The organism is Sphingomonas panacisoli, from assembly GCF_007859635.1.
In the GTDB taxonomy this organism is placed as follows: Bacteria; Pseudomonadota; Alphaproteobacteria; order Sphingomonadales; family Sphingomonadaceae; genus Sphingomonas; species Sphingomonas panacisoli.
Map to the genome: position 1 here is coordinate 2,449,105 of NZ_CP042306.1, position 19,100 is coordinate 2,468,204.

At 66.2% G+C, this 19,100-nt stretch carries 19 protein-coding genes; 17 read left to right on the top strand and 2 right to left on the bottom strand.

Going from position 1 to position 19,100, the window contains the following annotated elements; genetic code table 11:
• Positions 1 to 28 precede the first annotated feature (28 nt).
• The 13 genes from FPZ24_RS12310 to FPZ24_RS12370 all read left to right on the top strand — a co-directional run bounded on the left by FPZ24_RS12310 (position 29) and on the right by FPZ24_RS12370 (position 12,634).
• The gene (locus FPZ24_RS12310; RefSeq protein WP_146572409.1) at positions 29 to 445 is read left to right on the top strand and encodes a Ros/MucR family transcriptional regulator; all 417 of its coding nucleotides are present in this window, start codon (positions 29 to 31) and stop codon (positions 443 to 445) included.
• A gap of 112 nt (positions 446 to 557) precedes the next feature.
• Entirely contained in the window at positions 558 to 980 is a 423-nt protein-coding gene (locus FPZ24_RS12315) for a Fur family transcriptional regulator (protein ID WP_146572411.1), read from the top strand.
• Between the two features lie 50 nt (positions 981 to 1,030).
• Positions 1,031 to 1,846: a lysophospholipid acyltransferase family protein gene (locus FPZ24_RS12320; RefSeq protein ID WP_420853363.1), complete on the top strand. Its 816-nt coding sequence runs from the start codon at positions 1,031 to 1,033 to the stop codon at positions 1,844 to 1,846.
• Positions 1,843 to 3,156 (top strand): tRNA (N6-isopentenyl adenosine(37)-C2)-methylthiotransferase MiaB, encoded by a 1,314-nt coding sequence (miaB, locus tag FPZ24_RS12325; protein WP_146572413.1) that lies wholly within the window; start codon positions 1,843 to 1,845, stop codon positions 3,154 to 3,156. Before FPZ24_RS12320 ends, miaB begins: the two co-directional genes overlap by 4 nt.
• An 87-nt stretch (positions 3,157 to 3,243) precedes the next feature.
• Positions 3,244 to 3,918, top strand: coding sequence for a PEPxxWA-CTERM sorting domain-containing protein (locus tag FPZ24_RS17595; RefSeq protein WP_146572415.1), 675 nt, complete (start codon positions 3,244 to 3,246; stop codon positions 3,916 to 3,918).
• Positions 3,919 to 3,940: 22 nt separating this feature from the next.
• Positions 3,941 to 4,726: a PEPxxWA-CTERM sorting domain-containing protein gene (locus tag FPZ24_RS12335; protein ID WP_146572417.1), complete on the top strand. Its 786-nt coding sequence runs from the start codon at positions 3,941 to 3,943 to the stop codon at positions 4,724 to 4,726.
• Positions 4,727 to 4,875: 149 nt separating this feature from the next.
• On the top strand, positions 4,876 to 5,199 hold the full coding sequence (locus tag FPZ24_RS12340; protein WP_146572419.1) for a hypothetical protein: 324 nt from the start codon (positions 4,876 to 4,878) through the stop codon (positions 5,197 to 5,199).
• Positions 5,200 to 5,396: 197 nt separating this feature from the next.
• Complete coding sequence (locus FPZ24_RS12345; protein ID WP_146572421.1) at positions 5,397 to 6,395, top strand: PhoH family protein; 999 nt, start codon at positions 5,397 to 5,399, stop codon at positions 6,393 to 6,395.
• Positions 6,395 to 6,904 carry an rRNA maturation RNase YbeY gene (gene ybeY / locus FPZ24_RS12350; protein WP_146572423.1) on the top strand — a complete coding sequence of 170 codons (510 nt, stop codon included), beginning with the start codon at positions 6,395 to 6,397 and terminating at the stop codon, positions 6,902 to 6,904. Before FPZ24_RS12345 ends, ybeY begins: the two co-directional genes overlap by 1 nt.
• A 9-nt stretch (positions 6,905 to 6,913) precedes the next feature.
• Complete coding sequence (locus FPZ24_RS12355) at positions 6,914 to 7,804, top strand: hemolysin family protein (RefSeq protein ID WP_146572425.1); 891 nt, start codon at positions 6,914 to 6,916, stop codon at positions 7,802 to 7,804.
• 195 nt (positions 7,805 to 7,999) lie between these two features.
• A complete protein-coding gene (gene katG / locus FPZ24_RS12360) occupies positions 8,000 to 10,165 on the top strand; it encodes a catalase/peroxidase HPI (protein WP_146572427.1) in 2,166 nt (721 codons plus the stop codon).
• Between the two features lie 411 nt (positions 10,166 to 10,576).
• Positions 10,577 to 11,941, top strand: coding sequence for a PQQ-dependent sugar dehydrogenase (locus tag FPZ24_RS12365; protein WP_146572429.1), 1,365 nt, complete (start codon positions 10,577 to 10,579; stop codon positions 11,939 to 11,941).
• A 198-nt stretch (positions 11,942 to 12,139) separates the two neighbouring features.
• Positions 12,140 to 12,634: a helix-turn-helix domain-containing protein gene (locus FPZ24_RS12370; RefSeq protein ID WP_146572431.1), complete on the top strand. Its 495-nt coding sequence runs from the start codon at positions 12,140 to 12,142 to the stop codon at positions 12,632 to 12,634.
• On the opposite strand, the gene FPZ24_RS12375 is transcribed toward FPZ24_RS12370, so the two are convergent.
• Complete coding sequence (locus FPZ24_RS12375; RefSeq protein WP_146572433.1) at positions 12,631 to 13,047, bottom strand: VOC family protein; 417 nt, start codon at positions 13,045 to 13,047, stop codon at positions 12,631 to 12,633. The two genes, FPZ24_RS12370 and FPZ24_RS12375, sit on opposite strands and share 4 nt — an antisense overlap.
• A 47-nt stretch (positions 13,048 to 13,094) precedes the next feature.
• Between FPZ24_RS12375 and lnt the strand changes: the two genes are divergently transcribed.
• The 3 genes from lnt to trmB all read left to right on the top strand — a co-directional run bounded on the left by lnt (position 13,095) and on the right by trmB (position 16,723).
• Positions 13,095 to 14,666 (top strand): apolipoprotein N-acyltransferase, encoded by a 1,572-nt coding sequence (gene lnt / locus FPZ24_RS12380; protein WP_146572435.1) that lies wholly within the window; start codon positions 13,095 to 13,097, stop codon positions 14,664 to 14,666.
• Between the two features lie 81 nt (positions 14,667 to 14,747).
• Positions 14,748 to 15,959 carry a methionine adenosyltransferase gene (gene metK / locus FPZ24_RS12385; protein WP_146572438.1) on the top strand — a complete coding sequence of 404 codons (1,212 nt, stop codon included), beginning with the start codon at positions 14,748 to 14,750 and terminating at the stop codon, positions 15,957 to 15,959.
• Positions 15,960 to 16,042: 83 nt separating this feature from the next.
• Positions 16,043 to 16,723, top strand: coding sequence for a tRNA (guanine(46)-N(7))-methyltransferase TrmB (gene trmB / locus FPZ24_RS12390; RefSeq protein ID WP_146572440.1), 681 nt, complete (start codon positions 16,043 to 16,045; stop codon positions 16,721 to 16,723).
• Here the strand turns inward: trmB and amaB are convergent, their stop codons facing one another.
• The gene (amaB, locus tag FPZ24_RS12395) at positions 16,724 to 18,235 is read right to left on the bottom strand and encodes an L-piperidine-6-carboxylate dehydrogenase (RefSeq protein ID WP_146572442.1); all 1,512 of its coding nucleotides are present in this window, start codon (positions 18,233 to 18,235) and stop codon (positions 16,724 to 16,726) included. It abuts the gene before it with no gap.
• A gap of 90 nt (positions 18,236 to 18,325) precedes the next feature.
• Between amaB and FPZ24_RS12400 the strand changes: the two genes are divergently transcribed.
• Positions 18,326 to 19,090, top strand: coding sequence for an SDR family NAD(P)-dependent oxidoreductase (locus FPZ24_RS12400; RefSeq protein WP_146572444.1), 765 nt, complete (start codon positions 18,326 to 18,328; stop codon positions 19,088 to 19,090).
• Positions 19,091 to 19,100 lie beyond the last annotated feature (10 nt).

Consider the following 19,100-nt stretch of genomic DNA (forward strand, 5'->3'; position numbering starts at 1 on the left):
TCGAAAAAATGGGTCTAAAGGAACTAGAATGGACAACGATACCGACATGCAGGAAACGCTGGTCACGCTGACCGCCGACATCGCTGCGGAATATATGGGCAACAACAATGTCGCCGTGTCCGACATCGAGTTGGTCATCCAGAACATCTATCGCGGCTTGTCGAAGCTGAGCCCGGCGACGCCGGCGCCCGAGCCCAAGCAGGAGCCTGCCGTATCGGTCCGTGCGTCGATCAAGCCCGACTATGTCGTGTGCCTGGAAGACGGCAAGAAGCTCAAGATGCTCAAGCGCCACCTGATGACGCATTATCAGATGACGCCCGACCAGTACCGCGCCAAGTGGAACCTCCCCGCCGACTATCCGATGGTCGCGCCGAACTATGCCGAACAGCGCCGGAACCTGGCGAAGAAGATCGGCTTGGGCACGAAGCGCCGAAAGACCAAGTAATTTATCGCCGAAAGGCGAGCAGACAAAAGCCCCGCGGTGCTCCCACACCGCGGGGCTTTTTGCGAATGACTCTCTACTTTCGCAATAAGCCCATTGCGCCTATATCGGGCGCATGGCGCGCAAGATCGATCTGGAAGCACTCTGCAACGAAAAGGGCCTGCGGATCACCGAACAGCGGCGCGTGATCGCGCGCGTGCTGTCGGAGGCCGAGGATCATCCCGACGTCGAAAAGGTCTACGAGCGCGCGTCGGCGATCGATCCGGGCATCTCGATCGCGACGGTCTATCGCACCGTGCGGCTGTTCGAAGAGGCCGGCATCCTCGACCGTCACGATTTCGGCGACGGCCGTGCGCGCTACGAACCCTCGCCCGAATCGCACCACGACCATCTGATCGACATCGAGAGCGGCAAGGTCATCGAGTTCGTCGATCCCGAACTCGAACAGCTCCAGAAGCAGATCGCGGAGAAGCTCGGCTTCCGCCTCGTCGATCATCGGATGGAATTGTACGGCGTCAGCCTGGACCGGAAGTCCTGAGCCCCGACCAACGCGCCGCCGCGGCAGCGGGCAATCCGCCGCCGATCGACTTGATCGGCTGGGTCCGCATCCTCCTTCGCACCGGTGGCCTGCTCGGCGCGCTGCTGATCACCGTGCCGCTCCACTATTTATGGCGGCTGTTCCGGCTGAGTTCGCCCTGGCCGAAGATATTCCTTGGCTGGGCGGCGCGACTGGCGGGCGCGCGCGTGACGCGAGTCGGGGTGCCGCTGAAGCGCGACGTCTTCTACATCTCCAACCATCTCAGCTGGATCGATATCCTCTCGATCGCCGGCCAGAGCGGGACGGCGTTCGTGTCGAAAGAAGAATTGCGCGCGGCGCCGGTGGTCGGCTGGCTCTCGACGCTGAACCGCACGGTCTACGTCAAACGCGAGAATCGGATGGGCGTCGCCGAGCAGATCAATGCGCTGCGCGACGCGCTCGCCGAAAACTGGTCGGTCACCGTTTTCCCCGAAGGCACGACCACCGACGGCCAGTCGCTGCTGCCCTTCAAGACCCCGATGCTCCGCGTGCTCGAACCGCCGCCGCCCGGCGTCATGGTCCAGCCGGTGATGTTGGAGTACGGCGCGGTGGCCGAGGAGATCGGCTGGATCGGCGAGGAAAGCGGGCTGAACAACGCCAAGCGGCTGCTGTCGCGCCGCGGCAGCTTCCCGCTGAAAGTCCACTTCCTCGAACCGTTTCGCCCTGAGGACTTCCCCGGCCGCAAGGCGATCGCCGCGGAGAGCCGTCGCCGCATCGAGGAGGCGTTGATCGCCGTGCTCGGCAAGCCCTTGCGCCCCTTCGCCTATGACGTCGCGCCGGTGGCCTATGCCGCGCCCGATGCCGGCGCTATAGCGCCCGGCCCATGACCGCGAAGACCGCCCCCAAGACCTACCACGTCAAATCGTTCGGCTGCCAGATGAACGTCTATGACGGCGAGCGGATGGGCGAGCTGATGGCCGCGCAGGGCCTGACCGCGACCGACGACGCCAATGCCGCCGATCTCGTCGTGCTCAACACCTGCCACATCCGCGAGAAAGCGACCGAGAAGGTCTATTCGGACATCGGCCGCCTGCGCAAACACGGCGCGAACCCGATGATCGCGGTCGCCGGCTGCGTCGCGCAGGCCGAGGGCGAGGAGATCGCCCACCGTGCCAAGGTCGATATCGTGGTTGGTCCGCAGGCCTATCACAACCTGCCCGACCTGGTGGCGAAGGCCACGCGCGGCGAGCTCGGGCTCGACACCGACATGCCGGTCCTGTCGAAGTTCGGCGCCCTGCCCGCCCGCCGCAAGGTCGGGCCGAGCGCGTTCCTGACGGTGCAGGAAGGGTGCGACAAATTCTGCACCTATTGCGTCGTCCCCTACACGCGCGGCGCGGAAATCAGTCGGCCGTGGCAGGCGCTGGTCGACGAAGCGAAGTCGCTGGTCGATGCGGGCGCCAAGGAAATCACCCTGCTCGGCCAGAACGTCAACGCTTGGTCTGACGGCGACCGCGACCTCGGCGCGCTGATCCGCGAGCTCGACCGCATCCCGGGGCTCGCGCGTATCCGCTACACGACAAGCCACCCCAACGACATGACGCAGGGGCTGATCGACGCGCACCGGGATGTCGAAAAGCTGATGCCGTTCCTCCATCTGCCGGTGCAGTCGGGCAGCGACCGCGTGCTGAAGGCGATGAACCGCAGTCACAGCCGCGATTCGTATCTACGCATCCTCGACCGCGTCCGCGCCGTGCGCCCCGACATCGCGCTGTCGGGCGACTTCATCGTCGGCTTCCCCGGCGAGACCGAGGAGGAATTCGCCGACACGCTGAGCCTGATCGACGCCGTCGGCTACAGCCTGGCGTTCAGCTTCAAATATTCACCCCGCCCCGGCACGCCCGCCGCGACCATGGACGGCCAGATCGCGCCGGCGGTGATGGACGATCGCCTGCAACGGCTTCAGGCAGCGCTCAATCGCGACCAGGCCGCGTTCAACGCGACGACCGTGGGACGCACCTGCGACGTACTGATCGAGCGCCCCGGCAAGCTGCCGGGCCAGATGCTCGGCAAGTCGCCTTGGCTGCAATCTGTGCACTTGATGACCGCCGCACAGATCGGCGACATCGTCGAGGTGGAAATCGTCCGCGCCGACCCGAATTCTTTGTCCGGAATTGAGACGATTCGCGCCGCGGCCTGACGTAAATGACGGAAATAAGACACAAAATGTCTTAACGTTGTCATAACCAATGCCCAGAGGCTCCCTATCCAACAAGGGAGTCGCATCATGTTTTCCAAGTCTCTGGCGGTCGCCGCCGGCCTGTCCGTCCTCGCCATCGCCGCACCGGCGCACGCCGGGGATATCTCGGTCATTTCGGGCAGCGGCATTCGCTCGACCACGACGTTCAACGGCCCGATCGGTCAGAGCTTCACGTCGATCGATTCGGCACTGACGTCGGTCGGCTTCCAGTTCCAACTGTTCAACACGCCGCAGCCGACCACGCCGTTCACGCTGCAGCTCCTGAACGGTTCGGGCCTCGGTGGAACGCAGATCTTCACGACGCAATTCACCCTGCCGACGACGATCCCGACCAGCGGTCTCAACTGGTTCGACGTCAGCCTGCCCAACATCGCGACCACGATCGGCAGCGTCTACACCTTCGTCCTGTCGAACAGCAGCCTGCGCTACGGCGTCGTGCTCGGCCCGGACATCAACATCCAGACGGGCCAGATCCTGGGCGGCGACGCCTATACCGGCGGCCAAGCGTTCGGCGTGCAGTCCTACCCGAACTGCCCCAACACCCCTGCCAGCCAGTGCGACCTCAACTTCCGCGTCAGCGGCACGACGGCGACCGGTGCGGTGCCTGAGCCCGCGACCTGGGCGATGATGATCGCTGGCTTCGGCATGATGGGCGGGGCGCTTCGCCGCCGTTCGCGCACCGCGCAGTTCGTCGCCGCCTAAGCGTTCAACAGGGAGTATCACGATGCGTTACCTCACGCCCGTCATCCTGGCCGCCGCGATCGCGCCGGTCGCCGCGTCGGCGCAGACTGCGCTGTCCACGGCCAACTACGTCCAGAACTTCGACACGCTCGCCTCGACCGGCACCAGCAGCACACTGCCCGCCGGCTGGGCGATCAGCGAAACCGGCACCGCCGCCGACGGCGCTTATGCCGCCGGCGACGGCAGCTCGAACAGCGGCAACACGTACAGCTTCGGAGCGACGGGCAGCACCGAGCGTGCACTCGGCAGCGTCGGTAGCGGCGCGATCACCCAGGCGCAGTACGGCGTGCTGTTCACCAACCAGCTCGGCAGCACGATCACCGCGTTCGACATCGCCTATATCGGTGAGCAGTGGCGTCTGGGCAATTCGACCGACGACGGCCTGACGTTCGAATATTCGACCAACGCGACCAGCCTGACCAGCGGCACCTGGACGCGTTTCAGCGCGCTCGATTTCCTGCCGGCGGTGACGTCGGGTACGCAGGGTGCGCTCAATGGCAACCTTGCCGCGAACCAGCGGAGCCTGGCCACGACGATCGGCGGCCTGTCGATCCTGTCGGGCGCCAATTTCGGCTTCCGCTGGACCGATCTCAACTCGGGCGGCAACGACCATGGCCTGGCGGTCGACAACTTCTCGCTGAAGTCGACACTCGCGACCGGTGCGGTGCCGGAACCGGCGACCTGGGGCATGATCATCCTGGGCTTCGGCGCGATGGCGGGGGCAGTCCGCCGCCGCGGCCGCGTTGCGCAGCGCGTCCGTTTCGCCTGACGAACCGGGAAGCGCCGCTCGGTAAGACGAGCGGCGCTTCCCCCACCCTTGCCAGCCCGCCCGGGCGCTGACATCCTCGCGCGGTTCGAAACCGGGGGGATACGAATGGACAGCGGCACGATCGCGCGACAAGGCGCGGATATGGCGTCATGACGCCCGACGAACGCCCGCCGCATTATCGGCTCCGGCTGATCCTGGGCATCGCATTGGCGGCGCCCGTCCCGATGATCATCCTGTCCTGGTTCATCTACCTGGCCGACGATTTCCGCCAGACGCCCGCCTGGGCGCGCGATTGGATGATCTACGCGCTCCCCGTCCTGTCGATCGTCGGTTTTGCGATTCTGCCGCTCCGGGTGTTGAAGCGCGCCTTGCTTGGCTGCCTGATGGTGCCGGTCATCACGCTGTTCCTGTTCGTCTGGGCGATGATCTTCGCCTGCTACGCGTTCGGCGATTGCATCAAGTCGCTCGTCTGACGACCGCGCATTGTTGCCTTTTGGCCGCGGTCGCAAAGCTTCGCGCGTCGACCGATATTCGCGCTGTCCTCGGTGCCGTCGATCTGCCATTCTCGGCCACGGATGAGCCAGGCCTCGCAATTCCAGCGCCCCAGCGGAACACGGTTCCGCTCCGCCTCGTTCGGCTCTCCGCCAATCTTCAGCCCCGAAAGGACCGCATGAGCCGCAAGCCTGTCCCCGCCCAATCCGGTGAACGCAGCCGGGTAGAGCTCACCTTCGACAAGCCGCAACTGCTCGCGCAACTCTTCGGGCAATACGACCAGAATCTCGTCGCGCTCGAACATCGGCTGGGCATCTACATCACCGCGCGCGGCAACAAGATCGGGCTGGAGGGATCGGCCGAGCAGGTCGCTTTGGGCCGCGACGTGCTCAACGATCTCTACAAGCGGCTGCAGCGCGGCGAGGAGATCGATACCGGGCTGGTCGACGCCTCGATCGCGATGGCGTCGGAACCGGTGCTCGACGGCATCATCTCGACCGAACGGCATTCGACGCCGCCGATCATGATCCGCACACGCAAGAAAACCATCGTCCCGCGCACGCCCGCGCAGGCGCACTACATGCGCGAGCTGACCACGCACGAGATGATCTTCGCGCTCGGCCCCGCGGGCACCGGCAAGACCTATATCGCGGTGGCGCAGGCAGTGTCGCAGCTGATCACCGGCAGCGTCCAGCGGCTGATCCTGTCCCGCCCCGCGGTCGAGGCGGGCGAGAAGCTCGGCTTCCTGCCCGGCGACATGAAGGAGAAGGTCGATCCGTATCTTCGCCCGCTCTACGACGCCCTCAACGACTGCCTGCCCGCCGAACAGGTCGAGCGGCGGATCGCGTCGGGCGAAATCGAGATCGCGCCGATCGCCTTCATGCGCGGCCGTACGCTCGCCGACGCCTTCATCATCCTCGACGAAGCGCAGAACACCACGCCCGCGCAGATGAAGATGTTCCTGACCCGCTTCGGTGAGAACAGCCGCATGGTGATCTGCGGCGACCCCAACCAGACCGATCTGCCCGGCGGCGTCGGCGCTTCGGGGCTCGCCGACGCGACGACGCGGCTGGAGGGAGTGGAAGGCATTTCGCTCTGCCGCTTCGGCCCGGGCGACGTCGTCCGTCACCCGATCGTCGGCCGAATCGTCGAGGCGTATGAGGGGACAGGGCTCTGATGCTCGACGTCGCGCTGTCCAGCGAATCCCCCTGGCCCGACCATGACTGGGAAGCGCTCGCCGACCGCGCCGCGCGCGCGGCGATCGGGCTGACGCCGCATGGCGAGTTGCTGACGGCGTCGGCGATGATGGAGATTTCGGTCCGGCTGACGTCGGACGACGAGGTGCATCAGCTGAACAACCAATACCGCCACAAGGACAAGCCGACCAACGTCCTGAGCTTCCCGATGGTCCAGCCCGATCTGCTCGAGACCGTCACGCAGAATTCGGACGATGGCGAAGTCCTGCTCGGCGACATCGTCCTCGCCCACGGCGTCTGCGCGCGCGAAGCGGACGAGCGCGGCATCGCCATCGAAACGCACGCGGCACATTTGATCGTGCACGGCACGCTGCATCTGCTAGGCTATGACCATATCGACGACGGCGACGCCGACCGGATGGAGGCGATCGAAGTCGATGCGTTGGCGTCGCTCGGCATTGCCGATCCCTATCTGATCCAAGAGGACTGACTACCCACCATGCCCGAGGGCCCCAGTAGCGACGCCGGCGACAGTATCTGGCGCAAGCTGAAATCGACCATCTTCGGCGAGGAAGCCTCGCTCCGCGACCAGCTCGAAGGCGTGATCGAACGCCACGAGGACGACCCCGCCCCCGACGCTGCGGGCGACCTGACCCCGCTCGAACGCCAGATGGTCAAGAACCTGCTGCACTTCGGCGAGCGCGACGCAGGCGAGATCGGCGTGCCGCGCGCCGACGTGATCGCGGTCGAGGAAAATACCAGCTTCGCCGACCTGGTGAAGCAATTCGCCGATGCCGGCCACAGCCGCCTGCCCGTCTATCGCGGCAGCCTGGACGAGGTGATCGGCATGGTTCACGTCAAGGACGTGTTCGCGATCATGGCGAGCGGCACGCCGCCGCCCGAGACGATCGGCATCCTGGTCCGCCAGCCGCTCTACGTGCCGATGGCGATGGGGGCGCTCGATCTTCTCGCGGAAATGCGGTCGAAGCGGGTGCACCTCGCGGTCGTGCTCGACGAATATTCGGGGACCGAGGGCCTGGTCACGATCGAGGATCTGATCGAGGAAATCACCGGCGACATCGAAGACGAGCATGACGACGCGCCCGAGGCGTTGCTCGTCCCGCTCGACGGCGGTGCGTGGGATGCCGATGCGCGCGTCGAGCTGGAGGATGTCGCCGAGACCGTCGATCCGCGCCTGGGCGAGCATGACGAGGATGTCGATACGCTCGGCGGCCTCGCCGCGGTGCTTGCGGGGCACGTGCCGGCCAAGGGCGAATGCCTGACGACGCCGTCGGGTTGGACGCTCGAAATCCTGCAATCCGACTCCCGCCGCGTCGAACGTCTGAGGCTGCACCCGCCGAAGCCGGTGCCGGAAGGCGTGGACGCGTAACCGTCGCCCCGGCGAAGGCCGGGGCCGCTGGCCGACATCGCACCACCGCCAGCGATCCCGGCCTTCGCCGGGATGACGATCTGTGATCGATTTTCTCGCTGGTCGAGATTGGATTAAGTCATCGCCTAAATCTTTGACCTGTCATCCTCGCCCGCTAGGACGGTTTCAAACCCCACTAGCGAGAGGAATGATTCCATGGACGCGAAGACCGGATCGATGGACGGCTGTCCAGCCCACGGCGCACGCGCGCTGCTCGGCCGCACCAACAAGGATTGGTGGCCGGAGATGCTGGCGACCGAGATCCTCAATCCTAACGGCGCGTCCAACCCGATGGGCAAGGATTTCAATTATGCCGAGGCGTTCAAGAAGCTCGATTACGCCGCACTCAAGGCCGATCTGACCGCGCTGATGACCGACAGCCAGCCCTGGTGGCCGGCCGATTACGGGCATTACGGGCCGTTCTTCATCCGCATGGCCTGGCACGCCGCCGGCACCTATCGCACCGCGGACGGTCGCGGCGGCGCCAATAGCGGGCAGCAGCGCTTCGCCCCGCTCGACAGCTGGCCCGACAACGGCAACCTCGACAAGGCGCGCCGCCTGTTGTGGCCGATCAAGCAAAAGTACGGCAAGCATATCAGCTGGGCCGACCTCTTCATCCTGGCGGGCAACGTCGCGATCGAGAGCATGGGCGGGCCAGTGTTCGGCTTCGGCGGCGGTCGCCCCGACGTCTACGAGCCCGAGCGCGACATCTATTGGGGCTCCGAGGACAAGTGGGTCAACGAAGGCGTCCAGACCCGCATCGCCCCCGAACACGGCATGCATGAGCTCGAAGGGCCGCTCGCCGCGATCCAGATGGGCCTCATCTACGTCAACCCGGAAGGGCCGCAGGGCAATCCGCACGACGATGCCGGCATGGCGCGCGACATGAAGGAGACCTTCGCGCGCATGGCGATGAACGCCGAGGAAACCGTCGCGCTGACCGCCGGCGGCCACACTTTCGGCAAGGCGCACGGCAATGGCGACGCCTCACTGCTCGGCGCCGCGCCCTCTGGCGGCGATATCGTCGCGCAGGGCTTCGGCTGGGTCAGCGGGCATGAGAGCGGCGGCATCGGCGAACACACCGTCACCAGCGGCATCGAGGGTGCGTGGACCAACACGCCCAAGGAATGGACCGAGAATTACTTCCGCCTGCTGTTCGACTACGAATACGAGCTGGTGAAGTCGCCCGCGGGCGCCAATCAGTGGCAGCCGATCGACCAGAAAGAGGAGGATATGGCGCCGGCCGCGTGGGACCCGACCATCAAGGTCCCGACGATGATGACCACCGCCGACATGGCGCTGAAGCGCGACCCCGAATTCCGCGCGATCAGTGAGCGGTTCCGGACCGATCACGAAGCGTTCAAGGACGCGTTCGCGCGTGCCTGGTTCAAGCTGACCCACCGCGACATGGGGCCGAAGATTCGCTACCTCGGCCCGGACGTCCCCGCCGAAGACCTCATCTGGCAGGATCCGATCCCCGCCGGCACCAAGCTGTCGGACGCCGACATCGCGGCGGTTAAGGCGAAGATCGCCGACAGCGGGCTGACTGTGAGCCAGCTGGTGAAAGCCGCCTGGGCCTCGGCCAGCACCTTCCGCAAGTCCGACTTCCGCGGCGGCGCCAACGGCGCGCGCGTGGCGCTCGCCCCGCAGAAGGATTGGGAGGTCAACGAACCTGCCATGCTCGCCAAGGTGATCGACACGCTGAACGGCCTGCGCGGGTCGATGAGCCTCGCCGACGCGATCGTCCTCGGCGGCGTCGTGGGTCTCGAGAAAGCGGGCGCGACCAATGTGCCGTTCACCGGCGGCCGCGGCGACGCGACGGCGGAGCAGACCGATGCCGACAGCTTCGCGGTGATGGAGCCCGAGGCCGACGCCTTCCGCAACTATGTCGGCAAGAAGAAGCTCGCGGTGAAGGTCGAGGAGATGATGATCGATCGCGCCTCGTTGCTCGGCCTGTCGGTGCCCGAAATGACGGTGCTGATCGGCGGTCTGCGCGTGCTCGGCGCCAATCACGGCGAGCGTGGCCACGGCCACTTCACCAAGCGTTCGGGCCAGCTGACCAACGACTTCTTCGTCAACCTCTACGATATGACCAATGTCTGGGCAGCCGGCGACAACGACGACGAATATGTCGCGACCGATCGCGCGAGCGGCAATGAGAAGTGGCGCGCGACCCGCGCCGACCTGATCTTCGGCTCCAACTCCGAACTGCGCGCGGTCGGGGAAGTCTATGCCGAGAACGGTCACGAGGAGAAGTTCGTGAAGGACTTCGTGGCGGCGTGGACGAAGGTGATGAACGCCGACCGCTACGATCTCGCCTAATCCGCGATTCATCGCGGTAGAAGAGCCGTCGGCGCCTCCCCCCTCCCCGGCGTCGGCGGCTTTTCGATTTAGGATCCTGCTTTCAATGTAGGATTTCGTATGACAGCGTCGGTGGATGACCGATCGTCGCCCCTACGTTGCTCGCAGCACCAAGAGCATAGCGACGTCGCTCGTCGGCGGCGCGTCGGCGTCCCTTAGCCGTGGCGTCCACGGCGCAACGCCGGCGCATTCTCGTGATCTCAATGGCGCGCGGCTGGCGCGTCGTGGTGCCATTGCGGTGCGTCGCAGGTGCGTCGTGGGAGCGTTGGGCCAAAACGACCCCGTCGGTGTAACCCTTGTAACCTTTCGCCGCGCATTCGAACGTGATGCGATATCATTGCCCAAGCCCCTCGCCGGCTCTATCTTGCCGCCATGCGCCAGAAAATCCTGATCGGTCTCGCGCTCGTCCTGGCATTGCTGGGCGGGCTGTATCTCTATTTCGCCCAGCCGGACTTGGCGCGACTCAGCGTCGCCGCGGTCAGCGGGCGGACGCCGCAGATCGATCCGCCGCGCAACCAGATCGTGCCGACCATCGCGGTCGCCGACGCGGTCGGCTGGAAAGCGGGCGAGACCCCGACCCCCGCCGCCGGGCTGACGGTCAAGCCGTTCGCGGCCGGGCTCGACCATCCGCGCTGGATGTACCGCCTGCCCAATGGCGACGTGCTGGTCGCGGAGACCAACTCGCCGCCGCGCGAGGGCGGCGGGATCACCGGGCTCGTGATGAGCTATCTGCTGAACAAGGGCGGCGCGGGCGTGCCCTCGGCCAACCGCATCACGCTGTTGCGCGACGCGAACGGCGACGGCGTGGCGGAAAGTCGGTCGGTGCTGTTGAGTGGCCTCAACTCGCCGTTCGGCATGGCGCTGATGGGGGACTATCTCTACGTCGCCGACACCGACAAATTGCTGCGCTTCCCGTTCAAGCCGGGCCAGACCCGGATCACCGCCAAGCCGGAAACCGTCGTCACCTATCCCGGCGGCGGCAACCATTGGGCGCGCAACATCATCGTCGCGGAGGACGGCAAGAGCCTGTACCTGACCGTCGGATCGTCGACCAACATCGCCGAGAACGGGATCGACGCCGAGCGCGGGCGCGCGAACATCCTGCAAGTCTATCCCGACCAGAAAGGCTATCGAATCTACGCCGCCGGCACGCGCAACCCCAACGGCCTGGCGCTGGAGCCGCACACCAACGCATTGTGGGTGACGGTCAACGAGCGCGACATGGCGGGCTCCGACGGCCCGCCCGATTACATGAGCGCGGTCGAGGCCGGCGATAATTTCGGGTGGCCCTGGTATTATTGGGGTGGTTACCCGGACCATCGCGTGAAGCCCGGTAATCCGGCGCTGCAGCAATATGCGAAGCGGCCGGACTATGCGCTGGGGCCGCACACCGCTTCGCTCGGGCTGACCTTCGCTGCCGATGCGCGGCTCGGCGCGAGCTATGCCAACGGCGCGTTCGTCGGCCAGCACGGATCGTGGAATCGCCAGCCGGTGTCGGGCTACAAGGTCATCTTCGTGCCGTTCGGCGACAAGGGCTTCCCGCTGCCCAACGTCAAGCCGGTCGACGTGCTGACCGGGTTCCTCGACAAGGACGGCAATGCCCGCGGACGGCCGGTCGGCGTGATCTTCGACGCGAGCGGATCGCTGCTCGTCGCGGACGATGTCGGCAACGTGATCTGGCGCGTGAGTTCGGCGACGCCGCAACCCGCGCCCGCGGCGACGCCCGCCGCCAAATAACGAAGCGGGCCGCAACAGCCCCCCCGGCTGCGCGGCCCACCTTGTGCAACCCGACGGGGTCCGTGCGCTACCCGTAGGACGGACGCACACTTCTTTCCGTTCGATTACGGGTGCTTATACACACCGATGTCAGTAATGCGTTGACGAAATTCGCGCGCCTGCCCAAAATGGGTACTTCCGGGGGCGGGAGTAAGTAGAATGGCCGCAGGCGATCGTGTCGCGACAGTCCCGGAGCGCATGGCCGATCATTGGCGCGCGGGCATCTTTCCGCTGCTCAACCTGTTCCTGACGATGCACCGGTCGCTGACCGAGCATGAGGAAATGGGGCCGTCGGTGCTGCTGATCTATTGCACCGTCTGTGTCGGCAACATCCAGAAGCTGATGCGCGAACGCAACGTGCCCGACGCGTTCGTGGCGACCGCCGTGTTGCCGCGCGAATGGGTCGTACCGATGTCGCGCAGCGCGATCGCCGCGGCGACCGGCCTGCCCCGCGAGACGGTGCGCCGCCATGTCGGCCATCTGATCGACCAGGGCCTGCTGATCGAGGACCCGCGCGGCGGGGTGACGATCGTCCCGGGGGCGATCCAGGATCGCGGGTACGAACCGTTGCTTGAAAAGCTCCTGACCGAATTCGCGCGGACAGGCGAGGCGCTACTCCGCGCGGGCGTGATCGAGGTGAAGCCGGGCGGCTAGGTCGCGAACAGCATTGCGTCGTCGGCGAACGCCTTGAACTCAAGCGCGTTGCCGCTGGGATCGCGAAAGAACATCGTCGCCTGTTCGCCGGGTTGACCGACGAAGCGGATGTGCGGTTCGATGCCGAAGCTCACGCCCGCCGCCGCGACGCGATCGGCCAGTGCCTGCCAATCGGTCATCGTCAGCACGACGCCGAAATGCGGCACCGGGACGTCGTGGCCGTCGACGGGATTGGACACCGCGACCGGCTTCGCGGCCGGGTCGAGATGCGCGACGATCTGATGCCCGAACAGGTCGAAGTCGATCCACGTGTCGCTGCTACGCCCTTCCGGGCAGCCGAGCGTTTTGCCGTAGAAATCACGGGCGGCGAGCAGGTCGTGGACCGGGAAGGCGAGGTGGAACGGGCGGAGCATGATCGGGGCCTAGCAAATCGCCGCGATCCCCGCGATAGCCGCGGGCGATGCGTGCGTTTCGCTTTCTTCTTCCGGTTACCCTCGGGGCCGTATCGGCGTCCGGCTTCCCGCCTTGGAACGCCCTCCCAGTTACGCTGATCGCGCTCGCGATCTGGCTGCACCTAGTCCACGAAGCCCCGACCCTGCGCCGCGTGCTCGGGATCGGCTGGTGGTTCGGCGTCGGGCATTTCTGCATCGCCAATGCCTGGATCCAGCAGCCGTTCGAGTTCCAGGAAGCGATGCCGCACTGGCTCGGCTATCTCGCGGTGCTGCTGCTGTCGCTCTATCTCGCAATCTACCCGATGCTCGCCGCCGGCCTGGCATGGCGGCTTGCCAGCCCCGCCGCGAAAGGCGATCCCGCGCCAGCCGCCGACGCCGCCTTCGTCCTGATCGCCGGCGCCGCGTGGATGGTCACGGAATATCTGCGCGGGACGATGTTCACCGGCTATCCGTGGGATCCGCTGGCGCTCGTGCTGGTCCCCGGCGACTATGCGCAGGCGGCCTGGCTGGTAGGCACTTATGCGCTGTCGGGACTGATCGTCGTACTGGCAGGCGCGTTGATTCTGTTGGTGCAGCGCCGTTGGCGGCTCGCGGCCGTCGCCTGGCCCGCGTTCGCGCTCTTGACCTTGTGCTGCAACGACCCCTGCCGGATCGCTACGTGCGTCCCGCTCCCGGCAAGCACCAAGCTCGTCCGCGTCGTCCAACCCAACCTCCCCGAGGAGGAACGCCCGACCACCGCCTATGCCGAGAACAATTTCCAGGCGCTCGCCAAACTCTCGCGCCGCGCCGACCCGAATGCGCCGCCCCGACTGATCTTCTGGCCCGAGGGCGCGATGCGGTTTCCCGTCGAAGACGGCTACCCCAAATATGTCTACGCGTATCTCGGCAGCGCGACGATGGCGCGGATGCGAATGGGCGCGTTGCTGAGCGACCAGGACGCGATCCTGACCGGCACTCAGACGATCCGGTTCGATAAGGCCGAAGACATGGTCGCGGCGACCAACTCGATCGTGCTGGTACGATCCGACGCGCGGCTGCACGGCCGCTACGATAAGGCGCACCTCGTGCCATACGGCGAATATTTGCCGATGCGCCCCCTGCTCGAAGCCCTCGGCCTGTCGCGGCTGGTGCCGGGCGATGTCGACTTCATTCCCGGCCCGGGTCCGCGCACGATGGCGGTTCCCGGGTTCGGCCGGGTCGGGATGCTGATCTGCTACGAAGTGATCTTCTCCGGCGCGACAGTCGATCCCGCCAACCGGCCGGATTTCCTGTTCAATCCGTCCAACGACGCGTGGTTCGGCGACCTCGGTCCGCCCGCGCATCTGGCGCAAGCCCAACTCCGCGCGATCGAGGAAGGCCTGCCGGTCATCCGTGCGACCCCGACCGGGATTTCCGCGATCATCGCCGCCGACGGCCGCATCCTCGCGTCGGTGCCGATGCACAGGACCGGCGCGATCGAGACGCCGATCCCGCCGCGCTTCGCCCCCACGCCGTTCAGCCTCATTGGCAATTGGATGGTTGCGCTGGTCGGAGGGCTATTAACGCTGATCGCAATTGCCATTCGCCGTCGCCACGGCTAGGACGCCGCCGACATATAAGGAAAGCTTTATATGGGCATGGCAACGGCCCGGCTTTCCTTGGCATTCCAAGAGGAAAACTACATGCGTTCCAATTACCTGTTCACGTCCGAGTCGGTCAGCGAAGGTCATCCGGACAAGGTCTCCGACCAGATTTCCGACGCGATTGTCGACCTGTTCCTGTCGAAGGACCCCGAGGCACGCATCGCGTGCGAGACGCTGACCACCACGCAGCTGGTTGTCCTTGCCGGCGAAATCCGCGGCAAGGGCATCATGGACGAGGACGGCAATTGGGCGCCGGGCGTGCAGGACGAGGTCGAGAAGGCCGTGCGCGATACCGTCAAGCGGATCGGGTACGAGCAGGACGGCTTCCACTGGCAGACTTTGCGCTTCGAGAACAATCTGCACCCGCAATCGGCGCACATCGCGCAGGGCGTGGACGCGTCGGGCAACAAGGACGAAGGCGCCGGCGACCAGGGCATCATGTTCGGTTACGCCGCCAACGACACGCCGGACCTGATGCCGGCGACGCTGTATTACAGCCACAAGATCCTCGAGCAGATGGCCGCCGACCGCCACAGCGGCAAGGCGTCGTTCCTCGAGCCCGACACCAAGAGCCAGGTGACGCTCCGCTACGAAGGCAGCGTACCCGTCGCGTGCACCGCGGTCGTCGTCTCGACCCAGCACGGCAAGGGCTATGACGAGGGCGACAAGGAAGCCGAGCTTCACGCTTACGTGAAGGACGTGATCGCCCAGGTGATCCCCGCGCACCTGCTGAGCGACGAGACCGTCTATCACATCAACCCGACCGGCAGCTTCGAGATCGGCGGGCCGGACGGCGACGCGGGGCTGACCGGCCGCAAGATCATCGTCGACACGTACGGCGGCGCCGCGCCGCATGGCGGCGGCGCGTTTAGCGGCAAGGACCCGACCAAGGTCGATCGCTCGGCCGCCTACATCACGCGCTATCTCGCGAAGAACATCGTGGCAGCGGGCCTGGCCCAGCGCTGCACGATCCAACTCGCCTACGCGATCGGCGTGTCGAAGCCGCTGTCGCTATATGTCGATACCCACGGCACCGGCGTGATCGGCGACGACAAATTGGAAACGGCGATCGGCAAGATCGAAAAGCTCGGCGGCCTGACTCCGCGCGGCATCCGCACGCATCTGGGTCTCAACAAGCCGATCTATGCGAAGACCGCGGCGTACGGTCACTTCGGCCGTAAGGCGGAGGGCGACTTTTTCCCGTGGGAACGCACCGACCTGGTCGAAGACCTGAAGGCGGCGTTGGCGTAACCACGCCGACAGTTCGAATCGAAAGGGCCGGGAGCGATCCCGGCCCTTTTCTTTGTAACCCCATTGCGATTAGGCCGCGCGCGATGAACGACCCCACCACGATCCGCCGTCTCTACGGCCGCCGCCAAGGGCATAAGCTGCGCCAGGGCCAGTCGGCGCTGGTCGAGGAGCTGTTGCCGCGGATCAGCGTGCCCGACACCGGCCCGATCGATGCCCGATCGCTGTTCGGCGACGACCGCCCGCTCGAACTCGAAATCGGCTTCGGCGCGGGCGAGCATCTCGCCGGGCAAGCAGCAACGCGGCCCGATCACGGTTTCATCGGCTGCGAACCGTTCCTCAACGGCGTGGTCGGCGCGCTCAATCATGTCCGCGACGACGAGTTGGAGAACGTTCGCCTCCACATGGGCGACGCGCTCGACGTGATCGAGCGACTGCCCGACGCCAGCCTCGACCGCGTGTACCTGCTCCACCCCGATCCCTGGCGCAAAGCGCGACACGCCAAGCGACGGATGGTCAATGACGGCCCGCTCGACCTGATCGCCGCCAAGCTCAAGCGCGGTGCCGAATTCCGGCTCGGCACCGACGATCCGACCTATTGCCGCTGGTCGATGATGGTGATGAACCGGCGCCGCGACTTTACGTGGCTCGCGCAAGGCCCGCACGACTTCCTCACCCGCCCCGCCGACTGGCCGGAGACGCGCTACGAACGCAAGGCGCGGCGGCAAGGCCATGAAGTGTGGTATTTCCGGTACTTGCGCGCCTGATCACACCTCGAACGACACGCCCTGCGCGAGCGGCAGGGTGCGGCCGTAATTGATCGTGTTGGTGGCGCGACGCATATAGGCCTTCCAGCTGTCGGATCCGGCCTCGCGTCCGCCGCCGGTTTCCTTTTCGCCCCCGAACGCGCCGCCGATCTCCGCGCCCGATGGACCGAGATTGACGTTGGCGATCCCGCAATCCGATCCGGCCGACGACAGGAACCGCTCCGCCTCGCGCATGTCGAGCGTGAAGATCGCCGACGACAGACCCTGCGGCACATCGTTTTGCAGCGCGATCGCCTCGTCGAGATCCTCGTACGCCATGACGTACAGGATCGGCGCGAATGTCTCGTGGCGGACGACGTCGGTCTGCCCGGGCATTTCGACCAGCGCCGGGCGCACGTAATGGCCGCCCGCCAGGTCGATCCGCTCGCCTCCCGTAACCGAGCCGCCTTGCGCCCGCGCCTGCTCCAACGCTCGCTGCATCCCCTCATACGCCGTCTCATCGATCAGCGGCCCGACCAATGTATCCGTTTCACGCGGATCGCCGACTCGCACCGATCCGTACGCCGCCTTCAGCCGCGGCAGGAACCGATCGCGGACCGACGAGTGGACGAACAGCCGCCGCAACGTCGTGCAGCGCTGCCCCGCCGTTCCCATCGCGGCGAACGCCACGCCACGGATCGCAAGGTCGAGGTCCGCCGACGGCGCGATGATCGTCGCATTGTTGCCGCCAAGCTCCAGGATCGCGCGGGCGAACCGGCCGGCGAGGCGTGGCCCGACCGTGCGCCCCATCGTCGTCGAACCGGTGGCCGACACCAGCGGCACCTTCGGGTGATCGACCAACACCTCGCCAATCTCTCGCCCGCCGATCAGCACGCTCGACAATCCTTCCGGCGCACCACCGAACTTCGCCGCCGCGCGGTCGAACAGTGACTGCACCGCCAGCGCCGTCAACGGCGTCTTCTCGGACGGCTTCCACACCACGCTGTTACCGCACACCAACGCCAGCGCGGCGTTCCACGACCATACCGCGACGGGAAAGTTGAACGCCGAAACGATCCCGGTGACGCCCAGCGGATGCCACGTCTCCATCATGCGATGCTCGCTGCGTTCGGTGGCGATGGTCAGGCCGAACAGCTGCCGCGACAGGCCGACCGCATAATCGCAGATGTCGATCATCTCCTGGACCTCGCCGAGCCCTTCGGACACGATCTTGCCCGCCTCGATCGTCACCAATCGCGCGAGATCGTCCTTCGCGGCGCGCAGTTCCTCGCCCAGCAGCCGCACCAACTCGCCACGACGCGGCGCCGGGACGGTGCGCCACTGCAGGAAAGCCGCGTGCGCCCGATCGATCGCCGCCGCGGCCGCGCCCGGGTCGCTTTCGGCCAAGTGCGCGATCGTCTCGCCCGTGATCGGCGACTGCACGACCAGCGTGCTACCGGCGCACGCGCCTTGATCGACGCCGAGCCGTTCGAGCACCGCCAGCGCCTCTGCCGCTACCCCGCCATCAATCATTCACGTTCTCGCCTGTCGTTATTCAGAATCGTACTATACCCATTCCGCGATCGATCGGAACAAGCCGTCCATAGCGGAACGGGAGGCATAATGGCGGGTCAGGCATCATTCGATTTGACGGGACGACGCGCGCTGATCACCGGCGGCGCGCGCGGGATCGGCCGGGCGATCGCCGACGCGATGGCCGCACACGGTGCAGAGATCGTCCTGCTCGACATCGCCGGCGACGGCCGGGAAGCCGCAGCCGCGATCCGCGCCACCGGCGCCGCCGCGCACTTCATCCAGGCCGATATCGTCGGTCGCGACAATGTCGAAGCCGCCATCGCGCAAGCCTGGTCGCTCGCCGGCCCGATCGACATCCTGGTCAACAATGCCGGGGTCAGCGCGCGCATACCCGCGGAGGACTATCCGGACGACGCGCTCGGCCAGATGATCGACCTCAACATCAAGAGCGTGTTCCACTGCATGCAATCCTGCGCGCGGCGGTGGCTCGCGGAAGGTCGGCCCGGGCGAATCATCAACTTGGCCTCGTTCGCTGGCGTGGTCGCCGACCCGCTCTCCGCCCCCTACGCCGCGACCAAAGGCGCGGTCGTCCAGCTCACCCGGACCTGCGCGGTCGAATGGGGCCAGCGCGGCATCCTCGTCAACGCGATCGGCCCCGGCTACGTCCGAACGGAAATGACCGCCGCGACGCTCGATTCCCCGGCGGGCCAGGCGATCATGGCGAAGACCCCGCTGGGCCGCGCCGCCGACGCGACGGAAATCGCCGGCGCCGCCGTCTTCCTCGCCTCCCCCGCCGCGAGCTACGTCAACGGTCACATCCTGATGGTCGACGGCGGCTGGACGGCGGTCTGATGCCAACAGC